Here is a 15,108-nt window from a genome sequence, read left to right as displayed (position 1 = left end):
CTGCTTCATGGATATTAGGAGTAATTAAAAAAGATTTTTTCAATATATATTTTTTAAGATGTTTGGGAAAATCATTTGAAGTCAAATTGCTACCACTTTCACTAATCATCACAGGATCAACAATGGCTTTAAGATTATATTCGTTAATTTTTTTAGAAACCAGTTTTACAATGTTCTTGGAGTAAAGCATTCCAGTTTTAAAATATTTAATAGGATAAACATCCAATATTTGATTAATTTCATCTTCAATAACTTTTAAATCTAATTCCTGTATGTTAATCACACCAAAAGGATTTTGTGCAGTAATACACGTGACTACACAGTTAGCATAAATATTGTGTGCATGAAATGTTTTACAGTCCGCAAGTATTCCGGCACCACCGGATGGATCTAAACCAGCTATACTCATTGAACAGTTATCTTTCATTTTCTCTTTGTACATCTAATCTCTCCTTACCGTGACTACTTTTTACAACAATATTTATACTGCTTAAATATTCATAACTATAAGTTCCATTGCCATGTAATAGTAATTCCCCCAAATCTTCGGGAGTATTTATGTCTAATGAAACATAAAAAGATTCTATAATATTTATGGACATACCTAATTGATTAGCATAATTCAAATGTTTAAAATAACTCATTGGACCAAATTGTGTTTTAAAATCGTATTTTTCATTAAAACATAATAAATTGGTACCACCACCTTTAGATGGACAGATAACAAAATCATTTTTCATATTTTTTAGAGTTGAGATATGTTCCTGTTTTAATAGAGGTATATCCGAAGGCAATACTAAAATATCTTTATTAGGAAAATTAATTTTTACTTCATCAACGGCATCTGAAATAGCGTTATTCAGATAGTCATTTTCATGTTTCTTTTCTTTAACAAAATTTACGTTTAATTCTTTTCCAAAATTTTTTATATTTTCATCTTTACTTACTAAAACAATTTCATCAACTTCATTTTCAATCGTTGTGATGATATCTTTCAACATATATTTTAATAGTTGAATTCTTTCTTTTTCATTTAAAAACGGAGAAAGTCTTGTTTTAGATTCATTAAAACTAGATACAGGAATTATAGCAACTAAATCTTTCATATTAATATATTGTTTTAAAAACTTAAAAAAATTAATTGTTTAAGGGAGGTTATTAGAAGTATGAGTCTAATGTTGACTGTTTAGATTTATCAAGTTTATCATGGATAATTTTTTCCTTGGTTATATATTCTTCACGAATTTTATCATTCATATAATCTCTATCTTCACCAGAAATCATTTGAGAAAGAATATTCAAAGATTTTTTTGAAGGAATTATAAATTTCTTTATTTCCATGGATTTCCAAGCTTTGTTAAATTCATATTCGATCTTAAAATCATTTTCGGATAATAATTTTCTAATGTTTTCAACATTGTTTTCATTGATTGGCTGATAATAATTGTATAATCGTTCATCTCTAAAGATAGGATTCAAACCAACGATAAACTGTTTTAATTCATAATGAAGTTCTTGTTCAATATTATTTTTCAAAGCATTAAGATATGCTAGTGCTTTAAGAGAATCTTTATAAGCTTTATTGTCTCTTTTATCTATACTTATTTCCAAATGTTTATTTAGGAAGAGTTCTGTTACTTCAGTTATATCTCCCTTATTTTCATCTATAAATTTCTTAAATTCATAGTAATAGAAATTTTTTAAGAATTTGTTATAAAAATCAATGTCTTCATGACTATTAATAAATACAATTCCTTTTTCTGTAACATAATATTCTTTTTCAGGTAAAAAATTTGATGGAACATATTCTATAATCCGAGAAATTAGTTCAGATTTATTTCCAGTAACGGTTAAATTATTCCTTTTTAATATTTCTTTTAATTCATTCACGGTTAAATTATTTAAATAATTCTCTTTTTCTAATGAATTTAACTCATTGCTGATGTATCCATCTTTAATAACTAAATTTTTAATGAAATCTGCATTAAACTCGTAATCAATATTAATGATACTGTTTGTCAAATCAAAATTATTATTTTCATTAAAAATTCTTATAAAATCATATATTCCTACATTTAGATATGTTTTAATGTATTCCTGTTTATCAATGTCTTCTGTATTGTAAAGTATTGAATTTTTATAAGTTTCAATAGATGTATTTCCTTCGAAAATATCTTCATTGTATTTTTTATTAATATTTATTTGTTTAAGTTTTTCGAAGTCTATTTTTTCATCACTTTCAACATTTGAATCGTTATAATATGAATAATTTTTCCGTATATTCCTTAAAAAATCTTGTATTTCTTCATCATTATCTTTCAATGTATTTTTGATTTCTTCAATATATGAATCGTCAAGTTTTTCACGTTTTTCTGAACAGGAACGTTTTTTATCATCTTCAGGATAATAATTTGAAAGATATAGTATGTCCGAATTTTCCTCAGGAATAATTAAAAAACCACATAATTCTGAGTCATATAAATATGAAGTAAATATAAGATCATTTAAATCGCTTTCATCTGTTCCAAATATATTACTGATGGTATTTGATGGAATGTCTATTTTAATAGAACTGACTATTATTTTTTTATCAATAGTCTTAGCAAATCCATATTTTACAAGTAATTCCATAATGAAAAATGGGGGATAATATATGCTCAGTTCTTTTCCTTCTTCGAATATTTTATTTATTTCATCAAAAAATAAACCCTTTCCTCTAAACTCAGGTAAAATATAACTTGCAATTAAAGATAAGTTAGTAACACTGTTTGTTATGGTATAAGCAAAAAAACCAACTACTTTCTTTTTGAATACTATTTCCTTAAAATAAGTGCAATGGTTAACTTTTAATTTATAATTTGTTTCTTTAATGGAATTATATAGGTAAATATACTTACTTCTTAAAGTTTCTTCTATATCAACTGCATCCAGCATAGCATCTTCAGAAATAATTTTACCAATATTATCTTCCCGTATTATGCAATTATATTTAACCATGTTTAAAACCTATTATTCTTTTTATATTTTGGTACAAATAATTTTTTTGGAAGAATCAATATTTCACTTAATAAAAAATTTTAATAAATTTGTTTAATATATCTTATTAATGAGAAATTAAAATAAACTATTTTTATCATACTAACTAATTTAATAAAAAGATATGGTGAGGAAATGAAAAATTTTAGTGAATGGTTTCATAATATATTAGAAGATGCAGAATTGATGGATGCTAGATATCCAGTTAAAGGAATGAGTGTATGGTTACCAAGAGGGTTTAAAATTAGAAAATACTCCCTTGAATTACTGCAAAAATTACTTGATGAAGAACATGAAGAAACATTATTTCCAATGCTCATTCCTGAAAGTGAATTAGCAAAAGAAGCAATACATGTCAAAGGATTTGAAGAAGAAGTTTACTGGGTTACTAAAGGTGGATTAAGGGAATTAAATGAACAATTAGCTTTAAGACCTACTAGTGAAACAGCAATGTATCCTATGTTTTCATTGTGGGTACGTTCACATATGGATTTACCGATTAAAGTATACCAAACAGTTAATACTTTCAGGTATGAAACTAAGCATACAAGGCCATTAATCAGGGTTAGAGAAATTACAACTTTTAATGAATCACACACAGTACATGCAACTGAAGAAGAAGCAGAAGAACAAGTTAAAACAGGAATTGAAATTTATAAAGAATTTTTTGATTCACTTGGAATAGCTTATTCTATCAGTAAACGACCGGAATGGGATAAATTCCCTGGTTCAAAATATACTATGGCTTTTGATACAATTATGCCTGATGGAAAAACTTTACAAATAGGTACAGTACACAACCTTGGAACAACATTTGCAAAAACATTCGACATTCAATTTGAAAACGAGGAAGGAGAACATGAATATGCACATCAAACTTGCTATGGATTATCTGATCGTGTAATAGCATCATTAATTGCGGCACATGGTGATGAAAAAGGTCTTAAATTACCTCCTGTTGTAGCTCCTGAACAAGTTATTATTGTTCCGATTATATTTAAAGAAAAAGAAGAAATTGTACTTAATTTCACAGATAAACTGGAAGAATTATTAAAATCAAATGGCATACGTGCCAAACAAGATAAACGTGATATGAGACCGGGTAAAAAATATTATGAATGGGAACAAAGGGGAGTACCTTTAAGAATTGAAGTTGGTCCTAGAGATATTGAAAATGGTTCAATAGTTACAATAAGAAGAGATACCGGAAATAAAGAATTTATTGACTATGATGAAAACACTATTGTAGATACTGTAAATGATATTTTGGATGACATTTCAAAAGAGCTTAAGGCAGCCTCCAATAAATTCCAGGAAGAAAAAACGTTCCACGTTGAAAAACCAGAACAAATTAAGAAAACCATCAATAAAAAAGGTGGAATAATAACTTGTAACTGGTGTGGAAATACGGAATGTGGTAAAGACATGGAAGAAAAATATGATATTGATATTTTAGGAACACAGGAAGCTATAGTTGAAGGAAACTGTGTTCACTGTGGAGAAACTGCAAAACATAAAGTCCTAATTTCAAAAACTTATTAGTGATACTATGAATAATAAAGATAAGAAGAAAATAATGAGTTATGTTTGGATTGTTACAGATATTATCATACTGATTTGTGCCATACTTCTGTTAATGGAAGGTGGTACAACAAACATAATCATTTCCATAATTGGAATTCTTTTAGTTATTGTAGAACTATTCCTATATAAAACTGGGCGTTTGTTTAGATAACAACTTAAACACCTTCAAATTTTTTATTTTTTATATAAAAACTTTTTTATATTTTTTTAAACCTAATTATATATAGTCTTAATGATATATTGTGATGCTTATGGAAGTAAAAACAGATGTATTGGTTATAGGTGCAGGGCCTGCCGGTTCAATTGCAGCAAGAGAAGCTAGTAAAAACGGGGTTAAAACTTTAATAATTGATAAAAAATCAGAAATAGGTACTCCAAAACGTTGTGCAGAGGGTATTTTAAAATCAACATTGGATGAATTAGAAATTAAACCTGACAAAAGATGGATTACGAAAGAAATCACAGGTATTGAAATAGTAGCCCCCAATAATAAAAAATTAATTTTAGATCAAAACAATTTTGAACTACCAGATACGGGATACATACTTGAACGAAAAGTTTTTGATAAACATTTGGTGATGGATGCAATTAGGTATGGTTCCAAAGTTATGGTCAAAACCAAAGCTAATCAGATTGAAAGGATTGATGATGGTTTTTTAGTATATGCAAATAATCTTGGTAAAGAAATTAAAATTTTTACAAAAATAATTATTGCTGCTGATGGTCCTGAATCTAAAATTGGCAGAAAGGCTGGTTTGAAATCCAATACTATGTTGGATAATATGGCATCTTGTATACAATATGAAATGGTTAATGTTGAAATGGATGAATCAGAACATGTTAAAATACATATTGGTACAATTTGTCCTGGTGGTTACATTTGGATTTTTCCTAAAGGTGATGATATTGCTAATGTTGGATTGGGTGTATTAAAGTCACATACGGATAAAACAGCAAAATATCATTTGGATTCTTTTGTTCAAACGAACAGATATGTTTCAAATGCTCAGTGTATTGAAATGAATGTCGGTGGTGATCCAATAGGTGGCCTTTTAGACGATAGATATGCAGATAACATAATGATTATTGGTGATGCAGCAGGATTTGTGGATCCGTTAACAGGTGACGGTATTAGAACAGCTATGTTAAGTGGAAAGTATGCTGGAATTGTTGCAAGTAAATCAATAAAAATGAAAGATTATTCTAGAAATATATTAAAGGAATATTATGATTTAACAGAGGAAAAAATAGGTAAATCTTTCAATAAATTTAATAAAATTAAGGAATTCCTTTTAACATTAGATGATCAAAGTTTGAATAATATAATTGAAGAAATTTTAAAGACAGATTTTAATAGAATTAATTTAACAACTTTATTTAAAATAATTATTAAATCGTCTCCTAAATCGATTTTTAAATTAGGTAAATTGTTTTAAAAAAAGAATTGAGAATTAAATTTCTCCATTCTCTTTTCTATACCTATAATTATCAATGGCTGCTTGTAATGCATCAGCAGCTAGGTTAGAACAATGCATTTTAATTGGAGGAAGACCATCCAATTCCTCAGCAACATCGTTTCGGGTAATGTTATATGCTTCATCAACAGTCATTCCCACAGCCATTTCTGTAATCATACTACTGGTGGCTATTGCAGCACCACAACCAAATGTACTGAATTTTACATCTGTTAATACTTCATTTTCATCTACATCTATATAAATTGTCATTATGTCTCCACAAACAGGATTACCTACTGTTCCTTCACCACTTGCATTTTCAATAATCCCAGTATTTCTAGGATTCATGTAATGATCTTTTACTTTATCGCTATATTCTTCCATGTTATCACCATTAGTATCTGTCTAAATCTTCTTCATCAACTTCTTTTTCGAATAAGTCACCAATATATTTGTCATTTTTATTATCCCATAATGGTGATAATTTTCTTAGGTACGTTACAACTTCATCAATAGATTCTACAATATAATCTACATCTTCAATGTTGTTTTCAGGACCTATTGATAATCTTAAAGAACCATGTGATAATGCAGGTTTAATTCCTATTGCTGCTAGTACATGAGAACCTTTTAAATCATGTGTTGAACAGGCTGAACCTGTTGCTCCGTTTATTCCTTTTTTATCTAATCTTAAAATCAGTGATTCTCCTTCAATTCCTGAAAATCTGAAATGAATGTTGTTAGGTAACCTGTTTTCCATACTTCCATTTACATAGGAATCCTTAATATTGCTTGTTACTTTTTCCATTAATGCATCCCTAATTTCCTGGTTATGTTTCATACGTTCTTCTAAATGTATGTTTGCTAGTTCTGCAGCTTTTCCTAATCCAACAATTCCAGGTACATTTTCTGTTCCTGAACGTAATCCTTTTTCTTGACCTCCACCATGTATAAGTACTTCTAAAGTCACACCCTTTTTAATATATACTGCTCCAACACCTTTTGGTCCATTAATTTTATGTGCTGAAATTGATAGTAAATCAATATTCTGTTCAATTACATCTACAGGTATTTTTCCTGCACTTTGAACGGCATCTGAATGGAATAATATATTATTTGCTCTTGCAATTTCTCCAATTTCTTTTGTAGGTTGTATTGAACCAATTTCATTATTTGAATGCATTATGGTTATGAGGATTGTACTATCTTTTATCGCATTTTTAAGGTCCTCTAAATTAATTATTCCTGATTCATCAACAGGTAAATATGTTACTTCGAAACCGAATTTTTCCAAGAATTTACATGTTTCTAAAACAGCTGGGTGTTCTATGGTTGTAGTAATTATATGATTTTTAGGATTTTCTTCTGTGGCTTTTTGTATTTCTTTTAATGCTACTCCTTTAATAATCATATTATCTGATTCAGAACCACCACTAGTAAATGTAATTTCATTTGGGTCTGCATTAATTAAATCTGCTACTTGTTTTCTTGCTTTATCAACTGCTTTTTTTGCTTCTACTCCTAATGTGTATAATGTTGATGCATTTCCAAATTCTTTATTAAAATAAGGTAACATTTCTTCTAATACTTCTGGGTCAACAGGGGATGTTGCTGAGTTATCCATATAAATTAATTTTTCTGACATTTTTTTCCCTTCTTAATAAATTTATAATAATTATTTTTTTTAACGTTGTTATATCACAATGTTATATTTAATATAGGTTATATTTAAATGTTTATAACAATGTTATTTTTTTATATAAACTTACTCTTTTAAATTATAAAAAAAATAAAAAACTTAATAAAACTTATTATTAACATTATCCAAACCAATTAATATAGTTAAATCTATAATAATATATTAAATTTAGGAGCTGTAATTAATATGTCTAATCAAAAGATTATAGGAATAATTATAGCAGTTGTAGTTTTACTTTTAGTAGCATTCTTTGCTTTTAACTCATTGACAAATAATTCTGAAACAGTACACATTGGGTACTTACCATCAGATCATGATGCAGCATTATTTGTAGCGGATGCTTCTGGAATGTATAAAGACGCTGGTATAAATGTAGAATTACATGAATATAATAATGGTGGAGATTTAATGAGTGCAATGGCAAGTGGTGATCTTGACGTTGGTTATGTTGGTATAGCACCCGTAGTTTCTTCAATTTCTAAAGGAGTTCCTGCAAAAATTGTTGCCGGAGCTCAAAATGAGGGAAGTGGTTTATTATCTCATGACTCATCAATTACTTCTGTTGCAGATTTAAAAGGAAAAACTATTGCAACACCTGGAGAAGCATCAATTCAAAGTGTTTTACTTAAATATGACTTGAAAAAAAATGGAATGAGTACTTCCGATGTAAAAAGTCCGGGTATGAAAGTGGCATCAATGAATGATGCTTTAAAAACTGGTAGTATTGATGCAATGTTAACTTATGAACCATTTGTTTCAATTTCTGAAAAATCTAACAATCAACACATTGTTGAAAGATCTGGGGATATTATTCCTAATCATCCATGTTGTGTAGTTGTTATGAGTGATAAATTCCTTGCAGATCATCATGATCAAGCTCAAAAAATTGTAGAAATACACAAAGAAGCTACACAAAAGATTATAGATAATCCGGAAGGAATTATTCAATATTTACCATCTAATATAGTTTCAAATGAAACAGTTGAAAAAGAAAGTTTATCTCATATTAAATGGGTAACTGAAATGGATGATGCATATAAGAATAATGTAAATAATTTCTTAAGTATAGAAAAAGATTTAGGAATAATTAATCAAACTTTAGATGATTCTAAATTATATGCAGATATATAAAATATTTCTATTATTAAAAACAAAATTAATAATTAACGATTTATTGAGATGAATTAATGACAGAAATTAAATTATATGATAAACTTGATGTATTAATATTGCCTGTAATATTAATCATAATTTGGTATATTATATGTGATTTACTGATGTTAATTCCTAGTTATATGTTTCCAGGACCAATAGAAGTAGTAAATTCATTTATTAATCTATTGGTCTCCGGAAAATTATTGAAAGATATAATAGATACTTTATATAAAGTATTCCTTGGTTTATTTTTAGCAGCAGTTGTTGGTATATCCTTAGGAATAATTTTGGGATGGTCAAGAAGATTGGAAAGGTTATGTTCTTTAATCATAAGTGTTTTAAGACCAATTCCTCCTATTGCGTGGATACCTTTTTCTATTCTATGGTTTGGAATAGGTACAGCACCTGCCGTATTTATTATTTTTTTAGGTTGTGTATTTCCAATATTGGTATCAACCATTGATGGAGTACATAGAACTAGGGGTGTATTGATTGAAGCAGCCCAATCATTTGGGGTTTCAAATCTACAGATGTTAACTGAAGTAATATTACCTGCAACAGTTCCGTATATTGTTTCTGGATTGAAAGTAGGTATAGGTATTGCATTAATGTGTACTATTGCTGGTGAAATGATAGGTTCTAGTTCTGGAATAGGATATAGAATATTAACTTCTACAAGTCTTTTTGATACTGGTTCTACAGTAGTTGGAATGTTAGTTATCGGAGTTATAGGAATAATATTTGATTATATTTTCACAAAAATTCAAGAACAAATATTCTGGTAAGGTGAGAAGATGACATTTGAAATTGAAAACGTATCAAAAAGTTATATTTCCAAGAACGGCAAAGAAAAAATTGTTGCATTGGAAAATATTAATCTTACTATTGAAACAGGTAAATTTGTTTGTTTTGTAGGACCTTCAGGTTGTGGTAAAACAACATTGCTTCGATTGATGGAAGGATTCGAATTTCCTGATGAAGGTACAGTTAAAGATGATGGTGAATTAGTTACAAAGCCATCTAGAGAAAGGGGATTTATTTTCCAGGATTATTCTTTATTCCCATGGTTGAATGTACTTGATAATGTTATATTCGGATTAAATATTGCAGGAAAACCAGTTGAAGAAAGTAAAGAAAAAGCTTATAAATATTTGGATGCTGTTGGTTTAAGAGATTTTGCTACAAAATATCCTCATGAATTATCGGGGGGAATGAAACAAAGGGTAGCAATTATTAGATCAATAATTAATGAATCAAAAACTTTGTTAATGGATGAACCATTTAGTGCATTAGATGTTCAAACTAAACATAAACTTGAAGAACAATTAGTTAGTAACTGGAGACGTAATGATAGAACAATAATTTTTGTTACACACGATGTGGAAGAAGCAGCATTTTTGTCTGATGAAATTGTTGTATTTTCAAGAAGACCTGGTAGAATAAAAAAAGTTTATAAAAATGATTTACCTCGTCCAAGAGATAGGTCAACTTATGAGTTCCAGGATTTTGTTAATGAAGTTACTGATCAAATAGATGAATCAGAAGATGATTGATTCATCATTTTTTTTATTTTATTTTTAATTATCTATTTCTGTGATTAACTGAATAATTTTTGCAGTTTCAATACCTGTCATACCCATAGTTTTTAATGCTTTAATTGCTGAAGAAGTTAAATTTAAATTGGAAACAACAAGGTTTTCTGTAACAAGTTTTCTAAATTCATCATACTTCTTATTATCATTAAATAAAACTCTTAAATCATATGCTATAGGTCTTAATTTTTCATCTAAAATATATGCTAAATCTTCTATAGCTTTATCATTTTCTTCGACCATATTTTTTTGTAAAGTTCTACCTATATCATTTTGTGTAAAACTTTTTTCTAATTCTTCTAGTATTAATTCATCAATTACTTCATTATCTTTGTAATTATTTTTTAAATGTTTATTTCTTTTATTTGTTTTAATAAAATCTTTATAAAAATTGTTAATTAATACTGGGTTATGGTCAAATAGATCATCAACAGTGTTGATTAGTACTGTGCTGGCATATTTTTTTATATTCTTTTCGTTAATCATAATAATACCTATAAAATCATCTCTAATATTATTATGATTTTTATCTTTAATAGTATTTTAGAACAGAAAATTAATAAAAATAGTTCAGAAAAGGGGTTTAAGAAAGTAATAATTAAATTATTACATTTATTTATGCTTCTACTTTTAAGTAATCGTATAAGTATACAGCGAAGATTGCTCCGATAATTGGTGCAATTAAGTATACTGGGAATAATTCCCAAGGTGCTGCGTTACCTGCTACAGTGTTCATAAGCATAGGTGCGAATACCCTTGAAGGGTTAATACCACAACCACTGAAACCACCGATAGCTACGATGATACCAGCTAATACTAAACCGATACTTAATGCTGCATCTTTAGCTTGGCCGTCAACAGCAGCTGCCATAATACAGTACATTAATAATGCTGTACCTAAGAATTCGATAATGAAAATTCCTACCATTCCAATTCCTGCTACATCACCAACAGATCCTAAAGCACCTATTGCTGAAGCATCTGGTCCTCCAACGAAAAGTAATACTGCAGATGCAATGATTGAACCTACAAATTGAGCAATTATGTAAGTTGGTAAGTCAGATGTAGGGAATTTTTTACCAGCCCATAAACCTATAGTTACAGCTGGGTTAAAGTGTGCACCAGATACTGGACCCAATGCATAAATTGCTACTGTTAAAGCTAAACCGAATGCTAATCCGATTGCTACCCAATCAGCCATTGTGATTGCTGCTACTTTAAGACCACCGTTTACTAGTAATACTAATACAACTGAAGCTGTACCGAAGAATACTAATATAAATGATCCAATTAATTCTGCTAAAAATTTTTGAATTGTACTTGCCATTTTATTAGCCTCCAAATTTAAAAATCTAAGAAACACAAACTTTTGGTAATGTTTACGATTAAATAATATTTCAAAAATATTATGTACAGTATTGTATCAATCAATTTTGTATTTTGATTTCGTATAGTTATGTGTACATCGAAACATATTCAATAATTTGTGCTTTCTCTACTTCAAACTTTTATTTAAAGGACTATTTAAATTATAGTTTGATTTTTTTAATTTTGCTTTAATTGAATTATAAAATTTTTATTATTTTGAATATATTATTATTTTTACTTGATTTTTTTTAATATTTTATTTATTTTGTTAGATTTGTATGAAAATTTTTAGTTATACCAAAATTTATTGTTCAAAACTTATTTATAGGAGTATTATCAAAGTTTAATTATTACTAATTTTGTATTTTCAAATAAGATTTTATAGTTTATTATAACATAGTTTCTATGAAAAGTTTTACAATAGATTTATTTCAATATGTTGAATCAATGTTATATGATTATTAAGCAGTTAATTTCTTTGATTAATTTTCTTTTTTAAATATTTTTTAAAATAAAATAGATTAATAATGAAGAAAAATATAAATATTAATAATATTTTTTTAATTAATTATTTATTTTGTTATGGTAGGATAATTAAAATGGATTTTAGAAATGTTCAGTTACCACGAGAAATACATACAGGGCCTGGCGTTATTGTTGAAATAGGGGATGTATGTGATAATTTATTATCTGGTAAAGATATTACATTAGTTACAGGTAATACAACTAAAAAAATAGCTGGAAATCAAGTAATTGAAATATTAGAAGAAAAAAAATATAATATTTCAGTTATAATAGTTTCTTCAGCAACAGATGATTCCGTTGAACAAGTAACTAATCTTTCAAAGAATTCTGATGCTATTTTGGCTGTAGGTGGGGGAAAAGTAAATGATGTTGCTAAGGTAGCATCAACAAATAATAACATACCTCTCATTAGCATCCCAACTACTGCTGCACATGATGGATTAGTATCTCCTCGTGCTTCTATAAAAAATGATCATGATAATGTTTCCAAAGAGGTTAATGCTCCTTTTGCATTGGTTGCTGATACTCAAATAATATCTAATGCACCTTATAAATTCACTGCTTCAGGTTTTGCTGATATTATTTCTAATTTAACGGCTGTTGAAGATTGGAAATTGGCTTATAAATTGATAAATGAGCCTTTCAGTGATTCAGCTGCAGCTTTATCATTAATGACTGCAAATTTGTTAATTGAGCAAGCTAATAATATTAGGCCTAGGCATCCGGAAAGCGCAGGGATAGTTGTTAAAGGTTTAATAAGTAGTGGTATGGCAATCAGTATAGCTAGAAGTAGTCGACCTGCAAGTGGTTCAGAACATAAATTTAGTCATGCTTTGGATAAAATAGCACCTAAACCTGCATTACATGGTGAACAATGTGGTGTAGGTACTATAATGATGATGTACTTACAAGGTGGGGATTGGAAAAAAGTTAAATCTGTATTAAAAGAAGTAAATGCTCCAACCACAGCAAAAGAGTTAAAAATTAAAGATGATTATATTATTAAAGCATTAACACAAGCCCATAATATTAGAAAAGGTAGATATACTATTCTGGGTGATAGAGGTTTAACTGAAGAAGCAGCTTTAAATATTGCTTTGAAAACTGGAGTAATTAAATAATAATGGAGAAATTTTATGATAACGTTGATAGGAACTAGTTTAGCTAAAAATGGATTAGTTTTCACATTTAATGGTGGTTCAACTAAATGTGAATCTTGTAGATTTAAAAGAACTTGTTTAAACCTTGAGGAAGGAAGAAAATATGTTATTACCAATGTTAAACGAGTAACTCATAAATGTCCTTTACATAAAGACGGAACAGTTCAAACTGTTGAAGTAGAACCTGCAACAATAAGAACTGTTGTAGAAACTAAAAAGGCATATAAAGGATCAACAATAATATTCAGAATTCCTGAATGTATGGGTGATTGTGAAAATTATGATATTTGTCATCCTGAAGGATTATACAATGACGACAAATGTCAAATTGAAGAAATTGGTCCAGAATTGGTTTGTAAAAATGGAAAAAATTTAACTGAAGTAATATTGAGTCATTAGGTGTAATTATGGTTGATAGTAATATTTTAAAAGAAAATGTTGGTAAAGAAGCATCCAAATTAATTAAAGATGGACAAGTTGTTGGTTTAGGTACTGGTTCTACTACTCATCATTTCATCAGATATTTGGGAGAAAGAGTAAAAAATGAAGGATTAGATATCTTAGGTATTCCAACCTCTTTCCAATCTTTAATTCTTGCAAGAGAATCTGGAATTAAAGTTACTACTTTAGATGAATATGACATTGATATTTCTGTAGATGGTGCAGATGAAGTTAGCCCTAGTTTAGATTTAATAAAAGGTGGTGGAGCAGCACATACTATTGAAAAATTAGTAGATAGTTCTGCAGATGAATTTGTAGTAATAGTTGATGATAGTAAAATGGTTGATGAATTAGGTGCATTCCCTGTTCCTATTGAAATAATTCCTGAATCATTAAGATTAGTAAAAAATGCTGTTTTAGAAATGGGTGGAGTTCCTGAATTAAGAATGGGAATTCAAAAAGATGGGCCTGTTATAACAGATAATGGAAATTTTGTTTTAGATACAAAATTTGATTCTATAGAAAATCCTTATGAATTAGAAATTGAATTAAATACAATACCAGGTGTATTGGAAAATGGAATTTTTGCTGGAATTACAGACAAAGTAATTGTTGGTAAAGAATCTGGAATAGAAGTAATTGAAAAATAATCGGTGATATTATGAAACAGTGTATGGATACAGACAATTTACATAGACGTTTAAGAAAAATAGAAGGTCAAGTTGCAGCAATTGATCGTATGATTGAAGAGGATATTCCTTGTGAAAATGTTCTAATGCAAGTAAATGCAGCTAAATCTGCATTAAATAAAGTGGGCAGCATAATTCTTGAAGGGCATATGAACCATTGCGTTAAAGATGCAATTGATAAAGGAGATAGTTCTGAAGCGATTCAAGATTTATCTAAAATTATTGATTATTACTCCAGAATTTAATTTTCAATTATTTTTTACTACTTTTAAATCTTTTTTTTATATATTTATCACTACATTTATATACTTCTGATTCCTATTATTATATACCCAAAGGGGTATAGGTATTAATATATAACAATGTTATATTTTTTACTATAATTAAATTTGTAGGTGATAA

General features: G+C 28.3%; 17 protein-coding genes. 10 read left to right on the top strand and 7 right to left on the bottom strand.

Annotated features, from left to right (window positions below; all coding sequences use genetic code 11):
• The 3 genes from QZZ11_RS05530 to QZZ11_RS05520 form a co-directional block, all read right to left on the bottom strand.
• The coding region (locus QZZ11_RS05530; protein WP_292474295.1) for a hydroxymethylpyrimidine/phosphomethylpyrimidine kinase at nt 1-442 on the bottom strand (442 nt) is incomplete at its 3' end.
• On the bottom strand, nt 417-1,106 hold the full coding sequence (gene cofC, locus QZZ11_RS05525) for a 2-phospho-L-lactate guanylyltransferase (protein ID WP_292474293.1): 690 nt from the start codon (nt 1,104-1,106) through the stop codon (nt 417-419). The genes cofC and QZZ11_RS05530, both read right to left, overlap by 26 nt.
• Nucleotides 1,107-1,158: 52 nt before the next feature.
• The gene (locus QZZ11_RS05520) at nt 1,159-2,997 is read right to left on the bottom strand and encodes an SAP domain-containing protein (RefSeq protein ID WP_292474291.1); all 1,839 of its coding nucleotides are present in this window, start codon (nt 2,995-2,997) and stop codon (nt 1,159-1,161) included.
• A gap of 174 nt (nt 2,998-3,171) precedes the next feature.
• On the opposite strand from QZZ11_RS05520, the gene proS reads away from it, so the two are divergent.
• The 3 genes from proS to QZZ11_RS05505 all read left to right on the top strand — a co-directional run bounded on the left by proS (nt 3,172) and on the right by QZZ11_RS05505 (nt 6,056).
• Entirely contained in the window at nt 3,172-4,578 is a 1,407-nt protein-coding gene (proS, locus tag QZZ11_RS05515; RefSeq protein WP_292474290.1) for a proline--tRNA ligase, read from the top strand.
• 7 nt (nt 4,579-4,585) lie between these two features.
• Nucleotides 4,586-4,771 (top strand): hypothetical protein, encoded by a 186-nt coding sequence (locus QZZ11_RS05510; RefSeq protein ID WP_292474289.1) that lies wholly within the window; start codon nt 4,586-4,588, stop codon nt 4,769-4,771.
• Between the two features lie 100 nt (nt 4,772-4,871).
• Entirely contained in the window at nt 4,872-6,056 is a 1,185-nt protein-coding gene (locus QZZ11_RS05505) for an NAD(P)/FAD-dependent oxidoreductase (RefSeq protein ID WP_292474287.1), read from the top strand.
• Between the two features lie 15 nt (nt 6,057-6,071).
• On the opposite strand, the gene nifU is transcribed toward QZZ11_RS05505, so the two are convergent.
• Together nifU and QZZ11_RS05495 are read right to left on the bottom strand one after the other, a co-directional pair.
• The gene (nifU, locus tag QZZ11_RS05500; protein ID WP_292474285.1) at nt 6,072-6,461 is read right to left on the bottom strand and encodes a Fe-S cluster assembly scaffold protein NifU; all 390 of its coding nucleotides are present in this window, start codon (nt 6,459-6,461) and stop codon (nt 6,072-6,074) included.
• A 10-nt stretch (nt 6,462-6,471) separates the two neighbouring features.
• Nucleotides 6,472-7,707 carry a cysteine desulfurase family protein gene (locus QZZ11_RS05495; RefSeq protein ID WP_292474297.1) on the bottom strand — a complete coding sequence of 412 codons (1,236 nt, stop codon included), beginning with the start codon at nt 7,705-7,707 and terminating at the stop codon, nt 6,472-6,474.
• 255 nt (nt 7,708-7,962) lie between these two features.
• Between QZZ11_RS05495 and QZZ11_RS05490 the strand changes: the two genes are divergently transcribed.
• From QZZ11_RS05490 to QZZ11_RS05480, 3 genes are read left to right on the top strand one after another with little or no spacing between them, the layout of a single operon-like run.
• Nucleotides 7,963-8,907, top strand: a complete 945-nt coding sequence (locus QZZ11_RS05490; RefSeq protein ID WP_292474284.1) for an ABC transporter substrate-binding protein — start codon at nt 7,963-7,965, stop codon at nt 8,905-8,907.
• 56 nt (nt 8,908-8,963) lie between these two features.
• Nucleotides 8,964-9,716, top strand: a complete 753-nt coding sequence (locus QZZ11_RS05485; RefSeq protein WP_292474282.1) for an ABC transporter permease — start codon at nt 8,964-8,966, stop codon at nt 9,714-9,716.
• A 9-nt stretch (nt 9,717-9,725) separates the two neighbouring features.
• Nucleotides 9,726-10,484 carry an ABC transporter ATP-binding protein gene (locus tag QZZ11_RS05480; RefSeq protein ID WP_292474281.1) on the top strand — a complete coding sequence of 253 codons (759 nt, stop codon included), beginning with the start codon at nt 9,726-9,728 and terminating at the stop codon, nt 10,482-10,484.
• Between the two features lie 24 nt (nt 10,485-10,508).
• Here the strand turns inward: QZZ11_RS05480 and QZZ11_RS05475 are convergent, their stop codons facing one another.
• Complete coding sequence (locus QZZ11_RS05475) at nt 10,509-11,009, bottom strand: hypothetical protein (RefSeq protein WP_292474279.1); 501 nt, start codon at nt 11,007-11,009, stop codon at nt 10,509-10,511.
• A 130-nt stretch (nt 11,010-11,139) separates the two neighbouring features.
• Nucleotides 11,140-11,850 (bottom strand): aquaporin, encoded by a 711-nt coding sequence (locus QZZ11_RS05470; RefSeq protein WP_292474277.1) that lies wholly within the window; start codon nt 11,848-11,850, stop codon nt 11,140-11,142.
• A gap of 640 nt (nt 11,851-12,490) precedes the next feature.
• Here QZZ11_RS05470 and QZZ11_RS05465 point away from each other — a divergent pair.
• Genes QZZ11_RS05465 through QZZ11_RS05450 form a run of 4 tightly spaced genes read left to right on the top strand, consistent with a single transcriptional unit; the run spans nt 12,491 to nt 14,951 of the window.
• Nucleotides 12,491-13,537, top strand: coding sequence for an NAD(P)-dependent glycerol-1-phosphate dehydrogenase (locus QZZ11_RS05465; protein ID WP_292474276.1), 1,047 nt, complete (start codon nt 12,491-12,493; stop codon nt 13,535-13,537).
• A gap of 15 nt (nt 13,538-13,552) precedes the next feature.
• Nucleotides 13,553-13,975: a UPF0179 family protein gene (locus QZZ11_RS05460; RefSeq protein WP_292474274.1), complete on the top strand. Its 423-nt coding sequence runs from the start codon at nt 13,553-13,555 to the stop codon at nt 13,973-13,975.
• 8 nt (nt 13,976-13,983) lie between these two features.
• Nucleotides 13,984-14,667: a ribose-5-phosphate isomerase RpiA gene (rpiA, locus tag QZZ11_RS05455; protein ID WP_292474273.1), complete on the top strand. Its 684-nt coding sequence runs from the start codon at nt 13,984-13,986 to the stop codon at nt 14,665-14,667.
• A gap of 11 nt (nt 14,668-14,678) precedes the next feature.
• Nucleotides 14,679-14,951 carry a metal-sensing transcriptional repressor gene (locus tag QZZ11_RS05450; RefSeq protein WP_292474271.1) on the top strand — a complete coding sequence of 91 codons (273 nt, stop codon included), beginning with the start codon at nt 14,679-14,681 and terminating at the stop codon, nt 14,949-14,951.
• The last annotated feature ends 157 nt before the right edge of the window (nt 14,952-15,108 follow it).

It is taken from the genome of Methanosphaera sp. (assembly GCF_016282985.1).
Lineage (GTDB): Archaea > Methanobacteriota > Methanobacteria > Methanobacteriales > Methanobacteriaceae > Methanosphaera.
Note: the sequence above shows the minus strand (reverse complement) of the source record. Positions and strands in the feature narration are given on the sequence as shown.

Excerpts from the sequence above, each read along its gene's own strand:
- QZZ11_RS05450 (WP_292474271.1), top strand. The coding sequence starts at position 14,679 with ATGAAACAGTGTATGGATACAGACAATTTACATAGACGTTTAAGAAAA.
- QZZ11_RS05505 (WP_292474287.1), top strand. The coding sequence starts at position 4,872 with ATGGAAGTAAAAACAGATGTATTGGTTATAGGTGCAGGGCCTGCCGGT.
- QZZ11_RS05490 (WP_292474284.1), top strand. The coding sequence starts at position 7,963 with ATGTCTAATCAAAAGATTATAGGAATAATTATAGCAGTTGTAGTTTTA.
- QZZ11_RS05510 (WP_292474289.1), top strand. The coding sequence starts at position 4,586 with ATGAATAATAAAGATAAGAAGAAAATAATGAGTTATGTTTGGATTGTT.
- proS (WP_292474290.1), top strand. The coding sequence starts at position 3,172 with ATGAAAAATTTTAGTGAATGGTTTCATAATATATTAGAAGATGCAGAA.
- QZZ11_RS05485 (WP_292474282.1), top strand. The coding sequence starts at position 8,964 with ATGACAGAAATTAAATTATATGATAAACTTGATGTATTAATATTGCCT.
- QZZ11_RS05520 (WP_292474291.1), bottom strand. The coding sequence starts at position 2,997 with ATGGTTAAATATAATTGCATAATACGGGAAGATAATATTGGTAAAATT.
- QZZ11_RS05480 (WP_292474281.1), top strand. The coding sequence starts at position 9,726 with ATGACATTTGAAATTGAAAACGTATCAAAAAGTTATATTTCCAAGAAC.
- QZZ11_RS05465 (WP_292474276.1), top strand. The coding sequence starts at position 12,491 with ATGGATTTTAGAAATGTTCAGTTACCACGAGAAATACATACAGGGCCT.
- rpiA (WP_292474273.1), top strand. The coding sequence starts at position 13,984 with ATGGTTGATAGTAATATTTTAAAAGAAAATGTTGGTAAAGAAGCATCC.
- QZZ11_RS05460 (WP_292474274.1), top strand. The coding sequence starts at position 13,553 with ATGATAACGTTGATAGGAACTAGTTTAGCTAAAAATGGATTAGTTTTC.
- nifU (WP_292474285.1), bottom strand. The coding sequence starts at position 6,461 with ATGGAAGAATATAGCGATAAAGTAAAAGATCATTACATGAATCCTAGA.
- cofC (WP_292474293.1), bottom strand. The coding sequence starts at position 1,106 with ATGAAAGATTTAGTTGCTATAATTCCTGTATCTAGTTTTAATGAATCT.
- QZZ11_RS05475 (WP_292474279.1), bottom strand. The coding sequence starts at position 11,009 with ATGATTAACGAAAAGAATATAAAAAAATATGCCAGCACAGTACTAATC.
- QZZ11_RS05470 (WP_292474277.1), bottom strand. The coding sequence starts at position 11,850 with ATGGCAAGTACAATTCAAAAATTTTTAGCAGAATTAATTGGATCATTT.